The following is a 13,857-nucleotide window of genomic DNA, read 5'->3' as shown; positions in this document are numbered from 1 at the left end:
TACTGCTGGTGCCGGCCGATCACTCGCCCTGTTCAATGCCGACGATGTGAAACATCGCCCCGTCGGGAACCGACAGACGCACAGTGCGCGACTCTCCGCTCACGGGGATCGTCCCGAACGCTGCGAGTACGTCGCTGCAGTCTCCGCTCACGAAGGAGTCGAACACGTCGATGCGGTACTCGGCCGTCGGTGAGCATGTCACGTAGAACGCGACCTTGTCGTCGACCTCGGGTAGCTCGAAGGTGGCTGGCCCGCTCCCCGTCTCATCAAGGACGGCGTCGACGGTGAAGTCTACGAAGAGGCCACTCGAAGGATCGGTGATCGTGTCGATCGGGCTCGGTGGATAGTCGGCGACGGGGCTGGGCGACACGCTCGATGCCGGATGAGCAGTGCATCCCACGGACACGCGATCATGAGGACCAGACCCAGTGGTGCGCGACGTCTCACTCGTCGCTCGCATCGATGCGCCCCGACCTGCGAGAGATCACGAGGAGCACTCGCTGCCAGTAGGACTCACCGACGAACCGTGGTTCACGCCTGCGTGACTCGGCCTCGACCAGCACTGCCGTGACGACAGCGATGGTGGAGAAGAGTGGACCGAGCCATTCGGCCGCATCACCGAGATGGATACCAGCGACGATCACACACCCCGTGATCATCAGTGCCCCGACGTTTCCAGCCCAGCGAAACGGAGGCTCGATGCGCGCTCCGAAGAGCAGACCCGCGCCCAACGCCAGTGCGATCACGGCCAGACACGTCAGCATTCGCTTTTCCCTCCACGCTGAGGGGCGGAGGAGCCATCAGTCCTACATGACGTCACATGAGGTACATAAGCACACGAAAGAGTCCTAGGCAGTATTCTGCGGACGGGTCCGCCCGTCTACCCCTCCCCCTCCAACGCCCGGTAGAAGTAGAACGCCCGCTCGCCCGAGTCCGGGTCGGTGCCGCTGAAACCGTGCCGCTCGTAGAAGCGCATCGCCGCGGCATCCGACTCGTCGACGTTGATCTCGATCGCTGCGACTCCGAGCTCGCGGCAGATCTCGACCATCCGCCGCAGGATCGCGCTGCCGATGCCGCTACCCCGCTGCTCAGGCTCGACGTACATCTCGTCGAGCAGCGCGACCGGTCCGTCTGACCACACGTTCGGACGCAGGGTCACGAGCGCGACGCCGGTCGCAGGTGAGCCGCCGAGCACGGCGAACGTCAACGGTTCGTCGAGCAGCATCCGCAGCCGAGCGGCGAGCACCTCGACGCCCGGAGTCTCGGTGTCGAACTCGGTGTTGAACGCGTGCAGGAGTTCAGCGACGGTGACAGCATCCGAGACTTCGGCCCGGCGCACAGGCGTTTCGTCTCGCTCCGCTCGCTCAAGGACCGGGTCGGGGTCAGGCACTGTCCGACTCCGCCTTGCGCGATCCCGCCTCCAGCACATCTCCGGCGGGCAGCTCCTGATGCCCACCGAACTGCAGGCGCATCGCCGACAGCACCTGGTTGGCGAAGTGGTCTTCATCCCGCGAGGCGAAGCGCTCGAACAAGGATGCCGCGAGCACCGGCACGGGCACGCCCACGTCGACCGCGGCCTTGACCGTCCAGCGACCCTCGCCCGAGTCAGACACGCGGCCTGCGAGACCGTCGAGCTGCGGGTTCTCGGCGAGCGCGGCGGCGGTCAGGTCGAGCAGCCACGACGAGATCACGGATCCGCGACGCCACAGCTCCGCGACCTTCGAGGTGTCGATCGGGAACTGGTAGAACTCCGGCTCCTCCAGCGGGGCGATCTCGGCCGAGTGCTCGGCCTCTCGCACCCCGGCATCCGCGTTGTGCAGCACGTTGAGGCCCTCGGCGATCGACGCCATGATGCCGTACTCGATGCCGTTGTGCACCATCTTCACGAAGTGCCCGGCACCCGACGGACCGCAGTGCAGATACCCCTGCTCCTCGGCGGTGAGCTCACCGGTGCGACCGGGCGTGCGCTCGATCTCGCCGACACCCGGAGCGATCGTCTTCAGCACCGGCTCGATGCGCTCGACGGCCTCGTCCGGTCCGCCGACCATCAGGCAGTAGCCGCGGTCGAGCCCGAAGACGCCACCGCTCGTGCCCACATCGACGTAGTGGATGCCGCGCTCGCGGAACGTCTTCGCGCGCCGCACGTCGTCGCGGTAGTTCGAGTTGCCGCCGTCGATCAGGATGTCGCCCTCGTCGAGCACCTCCGCGACCTGGTCGGCGACGGATCCGGTGAGCGATGCGGGCACCATCATCCACACGGCCCGCGGCGCCTCGAGCTTCGACGCGAGGTCGGCCATGCTGTCGGCGCCGACGGCTCCCTCGGCGACCAGCGCCTGCACAGCATCCGCGTTCACGTCGTAGACCACGCATTCGTGCCCCGCCCGCATGAGGCGGCGCACGATGTTGGCGCCCATCCGGCCGAGTCCGATCATCGCCAGCTGCATGAGAATCCCTTCGTCACAGCCGACCCGCGATGCCGCGAGCCGAGTCGGGGCAATCCTGGCACGGGTGCGGGAGGCACTCAATGGTCATGCGGATGCGAGCGCTCGATCGCGCGCGAAAAGCGGATGCTCGCCGCTACCAGGCCACCGCACCGCCGCCGTCGTGGGTGAAGGTGAGCGAGTGGTTGCCGCTGCCGCGGTATCCGGCCAACATGAGCTGGCGCTGCCCCCTCAGCCACGCCTTGCGCTGGGTCAAGTAGGGCGGCGCCTCGGGCTCACCCACCTGCTCGGTGATGTACGCGGCGAGCGCCTCGCGCCTCGCCGGAAGATCATTGACGACGAGCCCTGCAGGATGCAGACCCGACCCCAGCTCGACAGCGAACGACAGGCGGCCCGACCGTTCGTCGACGCGGGGTGCACGGATCAGCGAATCGCTCGGATGCATGATCGCCGCACCGCCCTGCTCAGCCCATTCGGAGAACGGCGTTCCCGACATCCAGGCCGCCGCCGCGGCTCCGATCGATTCGAAGGATCGCTGTGGCCGAACCTGCACGCGCACGAGGTCGTCACGCACACTCAGCTCGCAGATGAACGGCCCTGAGCTGTAGACCTTGTCGGTTCCGGTGGGCTTGCCGAGCACCTTCGCGATCGCGGCGCGGAGCTTACGGGCGACGCTCGCGGCGTCTCCGTCGGAATGCTGAAGACGGAGCGCCCGCTGATCATCGATGCGAGGTCGAGGGAAGTGCTCCAGTCCCTCTTCACGGGCGATCGCCCGCATCCGCTCGACGTCGTACTCAGCGACCTCGCTCAGACGCCCGAGCGTCACCGGAAGTCGTGAGACGAGCTCTTCGCAGCTGTAGGCATCGGTCATGCCCTCATCGTATCCACGCGATTCCGCGGGATGCCGGGTGCAGGAGGGCTCAGCGCTCGGTCATCACCACCGCGGTCGCGATCGCAGCGGCCGCGAGCCCGAGCGCGCCGACGGCGAGGAGAACGAGCCCGGCGGGCCAGACGGCGAGCAGCGTGACGTCGTACGCTCCTTCACCCAACGGCTCCCACTGCTCGACCGCCCCCGTGGCCGTCAGCGCGATGCCGACGATCAGTGCGATGACGGGCAGGCCCCACGCGAGAGCCCACGAGAGACGACGAACGGTCTTGCGGCTCATAGGTGGTGGTGTCGAACTGGCACTCTCCGCCTCGTCGCGAACCTGCTCGGTGATGCGCTCACGCGGAGCATCCTGTGTGCCGTCCATGCCTGCACCATATAGCTCGCCAGGCGTCGGCGGCTAGGGAACGCGAGCCGTCTCGCTCCGCCCGCTCGACGAACGAGCGAACGAAGCGAGACTGACCCGACGTCAGGCCCTGCGCCTCCGCAGCACGAGCGTGATTCCGAGGGCGATCACTCCGGCGCCGAGCGCGACCCACAGCAGCATCCACTGCGCGTCGAGGCCGGTGGTGGCGAGCGGGTCGCCACCGGCATCCGATCCGGCTCCCGATCCGCCCGGGGTGAGGGCGTCGGGGTCGAACACGGTCACGGCGTCCCACCCGATCAGAGTTCCGTCAGCGGCGTAGAGGGCGAAGCGGTGCTCGCCGAAGGGCACGCTCGCGGGGACGGTAAGCGTGGCGGTGGTCCCCGACACAGACGCCGATCCGAGAGCCGTCGGCGTCGAGAACAGGAACCCGTAGACCGACTCGCCATCGCGCCCCTCCGGCATCGAGATCTTCACGGTCGCGCCGGGAGCGAAGCGAGACGGATCGACCGTCACCACGCCCTCGAGCGACGGCACGAGGTCGGCCTCATCGGGCGTCCACGCGGTCGACTCGCCGATCACGAGCACGCCCTCGAAAGCCTCACCCGATCGCGTGCCGATCGACTGCACGAACGACAGCTCGTGCGAGCCCGACCCTGCGATCGGAGAGGTCAACGGCAGCGACCACGATCCGTCGGCACCGACGACCACCGACCCGGCAGCCGCACCGTCGACCGAGACGGAGACGGATGCTCCGGCATGCCCGGTTCCCTCGAGCGAGGAGACGACCGCGTCAGACGGACGAACCGACACGAGATCGGTCGTCACGGCCAGCGAGGCGTCGAGGTCGACACGCTGGTACAGGAACTCCGACGACGCAAGAGCGTGGTCGACGACGCGCGTCTCGCCCACGCAGCCGTGCCAGCCGTGCTCGACCTCGGTGTTCCAGGTCGAGGCGCCGATGATCCACGGCATGAAGTCCGCGGCCATCATGCCGCCGACCTTCGACGCGTTGCGCAGCACCGGCACACCGTCGACATACATGATCACGGTGTCGGCGACCGGGTCGTTGACGATCGCGACGTGGTGCCACGAGCCCTGCATGATCTCGCCCGACCACAGCGTGTACGAGTTGCGGGTGTCGGTGTCGCCGGCCGAGAACTGGTACTCGCGCAGGCTCGAGATGCCGAGCCAAGCAGCCCCCGCACCGGGGTCGGACGAGTCGTTCACGCCGATCCACTGACGGGCGCCGCCGCGGGTGAGCGCCGCGCTCCAGCGGTTGGCCGCCTCGGTCCAGTCCTCGTCGAGCTGCAGGAAGGCCTCGACCGTGTAGCCCGACGACGAGTCGAGGTCGGCGAAGGTGGCCGGTGCCCCGTACTCGGTCGAGATGTACGACATGTTGTCGGGCCCGGTGGCGTTGCGGTGCACGTCAGAGAAGCACACGGCTCCGCGGTCGGCCGAGTAGAACGGCACGTTCTTGTGCGAGACCTGCACGTCTTCGAGCTTCTCGGGAGCATCGGTGTTGTCGATCGCGCTGCGATACATGGGGCTCGCACCCGCGACATCCGGGATCACCGTGGTCTCGTCGACGACTCCCTCAGCGACCGACCCGAAGCGCCAGTGCGCCACGGTGCCGTCGACGTCGATGTAGTCATCCGCTCGTCCGGCCGCAGCCCAGTGTTCGCCGACACCGTCGCCGTCCCAGCCCTCGGAGACGATCTCCTTCGCGCGCTCCGACAGGTCGCCCTGCGTCGCCTCCGCCGGCTTGTACCCGAAGCGGCCCTCGAAATCGACGGCCATCGAGAACGACTGCCACGGCCCGTCGAGCACGGGAGTGTCGTTCGCGGTGAGCGACTCCTTGTCTTTCACCGTCACCCACGGCGACACCGACTCGACGTCGATGCGATCGTTGGTGAGGTCGAACTCGAACAGCGTCATGTAGCCGTTGCCGCCGTCGGCAGCCATCTGATAGTCCGTCAGCACCTGGTAGACGGGGTGACCGAAGTCGTTCGTGCGCTGCCGCATCGTGGTGCCGTGGAAGTGCCCGTTGACCGTGACGACGATCTCGTCGTTCTTGCGGATCAGCTGGTTCCACAGCTCCTCACCCCACCACCAGTCGGCGGGCGACGTCTGATCGAGATCGATGTTGATGATCGCGTGCGACGACAGCACCACCGGGATGCCTGGGTGCGCGTCGAGCACGCCCTGCGCCCACGCGAACGTGTCGGCCGAGGCGTTCCAGGCGAGCGCGAGCGACATCCACTGATGCCCCTCGGCCTCGAAGATGTACGCCGTCGAGAGTCCGTTCTGGAAGCTGTCGACGAACGTCGATCCGCCCTGCGTCTGCATCCGTCCCTTGTCGAACCGCTGCAGGTACTGCCACGAGTTCGCCTCGGACGAGCGGGCGTTCATGTTCGCGACGTCGTGGTTTCCGGGCACGACCGAGTACGGCACACCCCCGTCGGTGAGGATCTTCATGGCCTTGGCCGCGGCATCCCACTCGCCCGTCACCCACTCCTGGTCGACGACGTCGCCCACATGCACCGCGAACGGGATGTTGAGCTCGTCTTTGTTCTCGACGATCCAGTCGGTCTGCACCTCGAACGGGTTGGTGTCGTACTTCGGGTAGAACTGCGACGCGCTGTAGCGCGAATAGAACTGCGTGTCGGGGATCACCGGCAGCACGAAGCTCGACCGCAGCTCGGTGGCGACGGTGTCGGCAGCCGCGGCGAGCGCACCGCGCAGGACCGGTTCGGGAGTGGATGCTGCCGCAGCCGGCGCGGCGGTGGTCGCCAGCAGTCCGGCCGCGATCGCTGTCGCGGTGAAAGCTCGCCAGGAACGGCGACGGGCAGGAGGGTTCATCGGTCTTCCTCGGGTCTCAGAAGGCAGTCAGCGGATCAGCCGGCGAGCGCGGGCCCGAAGGCCTCGACCTCGGACAGGCTCATCCAGTTGTCGTTCGACTTGTTCGTGATCACGACGCGCATACCGGTCGCGAGCACGGGGGTGCTGGTGAACTCGAGGCTCAGGTTCGGCGTCGCGTTGACGTACGGCCAGGTCATCGCCTGGGTGGGCATGTCGATCCATCCGCCGATCAGGTCGCGGTACTGCACCGTGACGCCGCCGACGTTCTGGCGGCCGCCGATGTCGTAGACGGCCGCACCCGTGAGCTGGCGCGGCTGGTCGAAGTAGAACGACACGGTGTTCGGGTTGACGCGGTTCGCGGCCCCGCCGCTCTTCCAGTCGTCGAAGCCGGCGACGTCGCGCACACCGTCGGTGAGCCTGAAGTTTGAGCCGTTCAGGTGCGTGTAGTCCCAGTGGATGCCGGCACCGCGCAGAATGTTCACGCTCGCCGCCGGGGCGATCGTGATCGTGAGGCGGGCGGCGAACCCGGTGGATGCCGCGGCGGGAACCTCGATGACGCCGGCCGTCGCGGTGGCATCGGCGGCGAGCGCCGACCAGTCCCACGTGACGGGGGCTGTGACCGTGGTTCCCGAGCCCGAGATCGTGCGCTGCACCGTGGTGGGCGCGTGCATCTGCAGCTCTTTGAGCGTCTGGCCGACGTAGCCGGTCATCGCCACATCGGTGGCGCCGCCGAGCGAGCCGACGAGGTACTCGGCCTTCACCGGCACGGTCTCGCCGAAGAATCCGACGCCGGTGCCCTCGACGGTCACGGTGCCGTCGACCGTCCAGACGTCGGCGCTCGGCGCGTTCCAGGTGATGTTCGCGAGCGGGGTGGTGAGGCCCCAGCTGTACCGGCCGGTGAGCGCGGTAGGGAGCTTCGGGGGCTTGCCGGTGTCGACGCGCTGCTCGACCGGGGCGACCTCGGCGGTCAGGCGGTGCGTGCGCCACTTCTGCACGTTCGCGGTGCCGGCGTCGTAGGTCTGCACCTCAGACCCGGCCGCGGTCGCCCAGTTGTACATGTCGAGATTGGCTGTCGCGCCGCTCGCATAGGTCTGCACGTTGCGGAGGTACGAGTACCCGCCGCCCGCGTCGCTCATCGTCCACTGCGCGCTGGGGTCGGTCGCCGCCTCGTCGAGGGTGAGACCGGGGATCGTCAGGTACCGGTAGTTCGGATCGATGTTCGTGCGACGTGCGAGCACCTCGCCTTCGGCGTTCGCGAATACGAACCGCTCGGGCGACGCCTCGACCGGGTAGGCGAGCACGGCCTGCGCCGTGAGAGCATCCGCCGTCTTCGCGAACGGGAACACGGCGGCCGCCGCCGGAGTGCTGTCGGGGATCGTCGGCTGGGCCGCCGCATTGCCGATCTCGATGACCTTGCCGGGGGCAGACAGGCTCTCGATCAGCAACGGCGTCGGGTCGCCGAGCAGCGTGGGGTCTGGGTCTGCGGCTGCGTCAGCCTGCGCGACGGAGGGGAGAAGAGCGACGGCCGTGAGGGCGGCCACGCCCAGGGTCGCGATGGCACGCCGGCGGGCACGCCGAGTAGCGGTTCTCATGGAGGGGGATCCTTTCGACAGCGCAGACGATCAGGGTCTCGCCGCGCCGAGGACGAACCTAGTGACCGCGGATGCGGCGAGGGGACCGGTTAATGAATGACACGTGAACAGGATTCGGCGTTCGTGTTAATCCGGTCGGCGACCCGGACCGACGGGTGCGTCAGCGGTCGGGGCGACCCTGCGCTCGCTGCCTGGTGAAAGGATTGAGACACCCGATCCTTCTGCAGGAGACGGGCCCGGCGACCAGACAGAGGTCGCGACCACACAGAGGAGGCGGGATGACCCCCGGCGCGTTCGACCAGATCACGCAAGACGACCTGCGCAACGCAGGCAGCGTCAAATGGACGACCTTCCCCGACACGATCGGCGCCTTCGTCGCCGAGATGGACTTCGGACTCGCGCCGGCCATCACCGGTGCGGTGAAGGATGCTCTCGATCTGGGCGTCACCGGGTATCTGCCCGAGAAGCTCGCGAAGGACCTCTCCGCAGCGACCGCGCGCTGGTACGCGAACTCGTACGGGTGGGAGGTCGCGCCCGAGCGGGTGCACCACGTGCCCGACGTGATCGCCGCGTTCGAGTTGGCGATCGACAACTTCACGACGCCCGGGTCGGCGATCATCGTGCCGACGCCCGCATACATGCCGTTCCTGCTGGTGCCTCCGATGCGCGACCGCAGGGTGATCGAGGTGCCGAGCATCGAGGTCGACGGGCGATGGCTCATGGACCTAGACGCCGTGGCCCAGGCATTCCGCGACGGCGGCGAGATGCTCGTGCTCTGCAACCCGCACAACCCCCTCGGCACCGTCGCGACACGTGACGAGCTGCTCGCCATCGCCGATACCGTGACCGCGGCGGGCGGTCGGGTGTTCGCGGACGAGATCCACGCGCCCATCGTCTACGCGCCGGCGACGCACATCCCCTACGCCTCGGTGTCGAATGCCGCCGCCGCGCACACTCTCACCGCGACCTCGGCGTCGAAGGCGTGGAACCTCGCGGGTCTCAAGTGCGCCCAGATCATCATCTCGAACGACGCCGATGCCGAACTCTGGGAACGCCTGGGCTTCTGGCCCGGCCACGGAACCTCGACGATCGGCGTCGTCGCGAACACCGCCGCCTACACTGCAGGAAGCGAATGGCTCGACCAGGTCGTCGAGTACCTCGACGGCAACCGGCGGATGCTGGCACAGCTCGTCGACGAGAAGCTGCCCGGCGTGCGGATGATCGTGCCCGAAGGCAGCTACATCGCCCTGCTCGACTTCCGCGAGACGGGGTTGAGCGGTGACCTCGGGGCATGGTTCCGTGAGCATGCGCGCGTCGCGATGACGGACGGTGCCGCGTGCGGTGTGGCCGCCATCGGGTACACGCGGTTCGTGTTCGCGCTGCCCCGGCCCGTCATGGTCGAAGCGGTCGAGCGCATCGCCGTGGCGCTGCGCGAGCGGGAGGCGGCGTCGGTCTAGGTTTCGGTTTAGGCCCGGCGCCGCCGGCACGCGGCGCGGGAACTCAGCCAGACCCAGCCGGCACGATCCGACTCTGGGACTCGCTGCGCTGGACCTCCCGCGCGTTCCGCCACTCGTCGAGGACGCGAACGAACCGCTGCGGATCTTCGAGATGCAGGTAGTGACCGTACCCCTCCCACAGTTGCGAAGCAGACCCCGGAGGCGTGTGAAGCGACGCCTCGCGCTGCACGCTGTCGAGCGTCGAGTGCAACGACAGCACGGGTCTGCGGCGGGCACTCGCAGCAGCCTCGGTCGCTGGGCTCAGGCCGATGGCATCCGGATCGACATACTCCGAGCGGAGATACGACGCGATCACCGCCGGCGCGGTGTCGTGCAGGTCAGCCAGCACCCGCCGAGCATCACCCGGCAGCATCCCCACCGTGGCGGAGGCGAAGAACTCCGACACGCGTGGCAACCCCTCACGTTCGATCGCCGTCGCCCAGTCCGCCATGTTCTGGCGCGACTCGGCGGCACCCGCGTACGCCGCATCGACCACGACCTCGCTCTGCACGAGGTCGGGCGCATGCCCATGGGCGAGCATCGTGACCTGCGCCCCCATCGAGTGCCCGACGAGCACAGCCGGAGAAGCCAGACCCTCGAGCACATCGACCACCATGCGCACACCCTGGGCGATCGTGGCGGGCCCAGGCCCTCCTCCAGGCGAGCCCGGAAGCCGTACCGCGACGGCATCCCACGTACTCGCGGGGAGTGCATCCTGAATCGGTCGCCAGCTCTCGGCCGATCCTGCCCAGCCGTGCACCAGCACCACCGGTGTGCGCGTCACTGCAGCCACCACGTCCCTTTCCGATGTGCAACGAATGAACCCACTCTGCCGCACCATGCGCAAGTTGCGCAAGCGTTAGCGCATCCATGATCCATTGAAATAGGTGTTGACAAGCATGCTCTCGCGTTCTACTTTGATAGCGCTTGCTCGCATCGAGCAGCAGATCAGCTTCATCAAGGGAGAAGAAGATGACAGCGCGAAAGGCGTTGATGGCCATCGCAGCGGGAGGCCTGGTTCTGAGCCTCGCTGCGTGTTCGGGAAGCACGAGCGGCACCGGGGATGCCGGGTCGGCAGAGAACCCGATCGAGTTGACCTTCTGGGGAAAGACGCAGGGCCAGAAGGCTCAGGTGGACCTTTGGAACGAAGAGCACCCCGAGGCCCAGATCACCTATGTCGAACAGGGTGGAGACTCCGACCTTTCGCAGGCACTGCAGAACGCGACGACCGCAGGGAACGCACCCGATGTCTTCGAGGTCCCCCGCACGTACTCGGTGTCATTCCTCGCCGACGGCGTCTCGCGAGACATCGCCGAATGGTTCGACAACGACGACGGGGCTATCGCCGAGGGCGCCTTCGACTTCGTGAGCGTCGGCGACACCGTGGTCGGCGTGCCGTACGCGACGAACCCCACGTTCAATGCGATCAACACCACGACCTTCGGCCAGTTCGGGTTCGAGGCTCCGGCCGACTGGGCCGAGTTCCTCGAGCAGGCGACGACGATGCAACAGCAGGGCGACATCAAGAGCATGAACCTGCCGGGCGAGGATCCCTCGTACCTGCGCGACCTGGCGACGCAGTTCGGTGCCGAGTGGTGGCAGCCCGAGGACGACGCCTGGAAGATCGGCTTCACGTCAGAAGAGTCTCTCGCGGCCGGCGAGATCATCCAGCAGGCGATCGACGCCGACATCGTCTCGAACAACACCTACATCGAGTGGGATGCTCTGATGCAGTTCTTCGCATCGGGCCAGCTGTCGCAGTTCACCACCTCGACCTGGCAGCTTCCGGTCTACGAGCAGAACTTCGCTTCGTCGGTCGGCGACTGGGAGCTGGCGTCATATCCGTCCGAGTCCGCCTCGGCTGATCTCGTCTCGCCGAGCTACTACAACATCTACGGGATTTCTCCCTCGACCGATCACCCCGAGACGGCAGTCGAGTTCGCGCGGTGGACCGCCACCGACCCCGACGCGATCGCCCTGCTCGCCGACCCGACCGAGGGCGCGGCGGCCTTCCCGGTCGTCGCCGACCCCGAGTCGGTGATCGACCAGCTGCTGCCGAACGAACTGCTCGGAGACACCCGCGCCGACGCACCCGCCGTGGTGCTCGAAGCCGCCAACACCGCACGCTCGATGATCGAAGGCCCCAACCAGGCGTCCGCGACCGAGGAGCTCACCGACTGGTGGGCCAAGGTGATCACCAAAGAGGCCACGATGCAGGAGCTCCTCGAGCACATGCAGGAGTGGACCATCGATGACCTGACGTCGAAGAACATCCAGGTCGCGGAGTAGCAGCGCACACCATGACCATCTCCTCTGCCCCGTCACCCCGCACCACGCGTCGTGCGGTGGGCTCTCCGCCCACCGCACGACGCGGCTGGCGAGCCTCGCAGAATCGCGCCGGTCTGGCCTTCGCGGCCCCGTTCTACATCGGATTCGCGTTCGTCTTCGTCCTGCCGATCCTGTACGCGATCCAGCAGAGCTTCTTCTCCGTGAAGTCCAGCGGTGGGCTCGGGCTGGGTGGCACAGAGGTCGTCTTCTCCGGGATCGACAACTACGTGCGCGCGTTCTCCGACGAGGGATTCTGGGGGTCGATGGTGCGGGTGGCGATCTTCGCCGTCATCCAGATTCCGATCTCGCTCGGACTGAGCCTGACCGCCGCCCTGCTGCTCGACAGCCTGTCATCCGAAGTGCGCGCCAGCGGATTCCGCACCGCCCTGCTCGTGCCCTACATGGTGCCGGCGATCGTCGCCTCGTTGATCTGGGTCTACCTGTACTCACCGCGAGTCGGGCCCTTCACCTCCGTCGGCGACTTCTTCGGCATCGACGTGAACCTCTTCTCACCCTCGATGCTGTGGTTCTCGATCGGCAACCTCATCGTCTGGATGGTCCTCGGATTCAACATGCTGATCCTCTACGGATCACTGCGCGGGATCGACCGGTCGGTACTCGAGGCCGCACGCGTCGACGGGGCAGGGGCGCTGCGCATCGCCTGGTCAATCAAGATCCCCGCCATCCGCGGAAGTCTCGTGCTCACCGGACTGCTCTCGATCATCGGGATGCTGCAGATCTTCAACGAGCCGCTACTGTTCCGTGCCGCCTCGCCCGAGACGGTGACCAAGGACTTCACACCCATCATGTCGATCTACTTCCAGGCCTTCGCGAGCAACAACTACAACTACGCCGCCGCGCTCTCGGTCGTGCTCGCCGCTTTGCTGGGCGTGCTCTCGTTCGGCTTCTACAAGCTCACCACCCGGAAGGACGCATCGTGACCGTCGACCACCTCGAGGCGCCGGCCCGAGCATCCGTGGTGCGAGGACGGACGACGCCTCTCGAACGCATCCCTCGCCCTCGCCGCCGGGCCGGATCCGAACAGCTCGTCGCCCTGATCGGACTCATCCTCTTCGCGATCTACTCCGTCGCACCGATCTGGTGGCTGATCGTGAACGCCACGAAAGACCGCCGCGACCTCTACAACTCGAACGGCCTGTGGTTCGCCGACTTCAACCTCTGGGCCAACCTCGAGTCGCTCGCGACCTACCAAGACGGCATCTTCTTCCGATGGGTGCTGAACACGCTGGTGTACTCCGGCGTCGGCGCCGCCGTCTGCACGCTGATCTCGATCGCCGTGGGCTACTCGCTCTCGAAGTTCACGTATCGCGGACGCGGGATCGGACTCGGGATCGTCGTCGGTTCGTTCCTGATCCCGAGCACGCTGATCACCCTCCCGCTGTTCCTGCTCTTCTCCCAGCTGGGCATCGTCGACACGATGTGGGCGGTGTTGATCCCGTTCTTCGTCTCCCCGTTCGGGGCGTACCTCGCGAAGGTCTACGTCGACGGCGCAGTGCCGGACGAACTCCTCGAAGCCGCGCGCATCGACGGCGCCAGCGAGTGGCGCATCTTCTTCACGATCGTGCTGCCGATGATGCGCACAGGGGCAGCGACCGTGTTCATCCTGCTTTTCGTCGCGAACTGGAACAACTTCTTCCTGCCCCTCACCATGCTCCGGGGCTCCGACAAGTGGACGCTCGCCGTCGGCCTGTACAGCTGGTTCGTCAACCGATCCAATTCGGTCGTCGACCTCACCGCACTGACCATCACCGGTGCGCTCATCTCGGTGATCCCGCTGGCCATCATGATGATCTCGATGCAGCGCTACTGGAAGACGGGCGTCACGCTCGGCGCGATAAAGTGACCTATCCTCGCCCCGCACGCACTC

General features: G+C 67.0%; 13 protein-coding genes. 4 read left to right on the top strand and 9 right to left on the bottom strand.

The window, feature by feature from the left end:
* Nucleotides 1-19: 19 nt before the first annotated feature.
* The 8 genes from JOF42_RS03800 to JOF42_RS03765 form a co-directional block, all read right to left on the bottom strand.
* Nucleotides 20-400 (bottom strand): hypothetical protein, encoded by a 381-nt coding sequence (locus JOF42_RS03800; protein WP_210096638.1) that lies wholly within the window; start codon nt 398-400, stop codon nt 20-22.
* A gap of 43 nt (nt 401-443) precedes the next feature.
* Nucleotides 444-764 carry a hypothetical protein gene (locus JOF42_RS03795; RefSeq protein WP_210096637.1) on the bottom strand — a complete coding sequence of 107 codons (321 nt, stop codon included), beginning with the start codon at nt 762-764 and terminating at the stop codon, nt 444-446.
* Nucleotides 765-880: 116 nt separating this feature from the next.
* On the bottom strand, nt 881-1,339 hold the full coding sequence (locus JOF42_RS03790) for a GNAT family N-acetyltransferase (protein WP_307803535.1): 459 nt from the start codon (nt 1,337-1,339) through the stop codon (nt 881-883).
* Between the two features lie 43 nt (nt 1,340-1,382).
* A complete protein-coding gene (gnd, locus tag JOF42_RS03785) occupies nt 1,383-2,444 on the bottom strand; it encodes a phosphogluconate dehydrogenase (NAD(+)-dependent, decarboxylating) (RefSeq protein ID WP_210096635.1) in 1,062 nt (353 codons plus the stop codon).
* A gap of 133 nt (nt 2,445-2,577) precedes the next feature.
* A complete protein-coding gene (locus tag JOF42_RS03780) occupies nt 2,578-3,312 on the bottom strand; it encodes a hypothetical protein (RefSeq protein WP_210096634.1) in 735 nt (244 codons plus the stop codon).
* 49 nt (nt 3,313-3,361) lie between these two features.
* On the bottom strand, nt 3,362-3,694 hold the full coding sequence (locus JOF42_RS03775) for a hypothetical protein (RefSeq protein ID WP_210096633.1): 333 nt from the start codon (nt 3,692-3,694) through the stop codon (nt 3,362-3,364).
* A gap of 102 nt (nt 3,695-3,796) precedes the next feature.
* Nucleotides 3,797-6,553, bottom strand: coding sequence for a LamG-like jellyroll fold domain-containing protein (locus JOF42_RS03770; protein WP_210096632.1), 2,757 nt, complete (start codon nt 6,551-6,553; stop codon nt 3,797-3,799).
* A gap of 35 nt (nt 6,554-6,588) precedes the next feature.
* Nucleotides 6,589-8,145: an Ig-like domain-containing protein gene (locus JOF42_RS03765; protein WP_210096631.1), complete on the bottom strand. Its 1,557-nt coding sequence runs from the start codon at nt 8,143-8,145 to the stop codon at nt 6,589-6,591.
* 278 nt (nt 8,146-8,423) lie between these two features.
* Between JOF42_RS03765 and JOF42_RS03760 the strand changes: the two genes are divergently transcribed.
* Nucleotides 8,424-9,602 carry a MalY/PatB family protein gene (locus JOF42_RS03760; protein WP_210096630.1) on the top strand — a complete coding sequence of 393 codons (1,179 nt, stop codon included), beginning with the start codon at nt 8,424-8,426 and terminating at the stop codon, nt 9,600-9,602.
* A 43-nt stretch (nt 9,603-9,645) separates the two neighbouring features.
* Here JOF42_RS03760 and JOF42_RS03755 read toward each other — a convergent pair whose 3' ends face one another.
* On the bottom strand, nt 9,646-10,437 hold the full coding sequence (locus tag JOF42_RS03755) for an alpha/beta fold hydrolase (protein ID WP_210096629.1): 792 nt from the start codon (nt 10,435-10,437) through the stop codon (nt 9,646-9,648).
* 176 nt (nt 10,438-10,613) lie between these two features.
* On the opposite strand from JOF42_RS03755, the gene JOF42_RS03750 reads away from it, so the two are divergent.
* The 3 genes from JOF42_RS03750 to JOF42_RS18160 are packed head-to-tail and all read left to right on the top strand — an operon-like array spanning nt 10,614 to nt 13,833.
* Nucleotides 10,614-11,930, top strand: coding sequence for an ABC transporter substrate-binding protein (locus tag JOF42_RS03750; RefSeq protein ID WP_210096628.1), 1,317 nt, complete (start codon nt 10,614-10,616; stop codon nt 11,928-11,930).
* A gap of 11 nt (nt 11,931-11,941) precedes the next feature.
* Nucleotides 11,942-12,910 carry a carbohydrate ABC transporter permease gene (locus tag JOF42_RS03745; protein ID WP_210096627.1) on the top strand — a complete coding sequence of 323 codons (969 nt, stop codon included), beginning with the start codon at nt 11,942-11,944 and terminating at the stop codon, nt 12,908-12,910.
* Nucleotides 12,907-13,833 carry a carbohydrate ABC transporter permease gene (locus JOF42_RS18160; RefSeq protein ID WP_210096626.1) on the top strand — a complete coding sequence of 309 codons (927 nt, stop codon included), beginning with the start codon at nt 12,907-12,909 and terminating at the stop codon, nt 13,831-13,833. The genes JOF42_RS03745 and JOF42_RS18160 overlap by 4 nt, the downstream gene beginning before the upstream one ends.
* Nucleotides 13,834-13,857: the final 24 nt, after the last annotated feature.

Source organism: Microbacterium phyllosphaerae, from assembly GCF_017876435.1.
In the GTDB taxonomy this organism is placed as follows: domain Bacteria; phylum Actinomycetota; class Actinomycetes; order Actinomycetales; family Microbacteriaceae; genus Microbacterium; species Microbacterium phyllosphaerae.
This window is presented reverse-complemented; position numbering and strand designations above follow the sequence as displayed.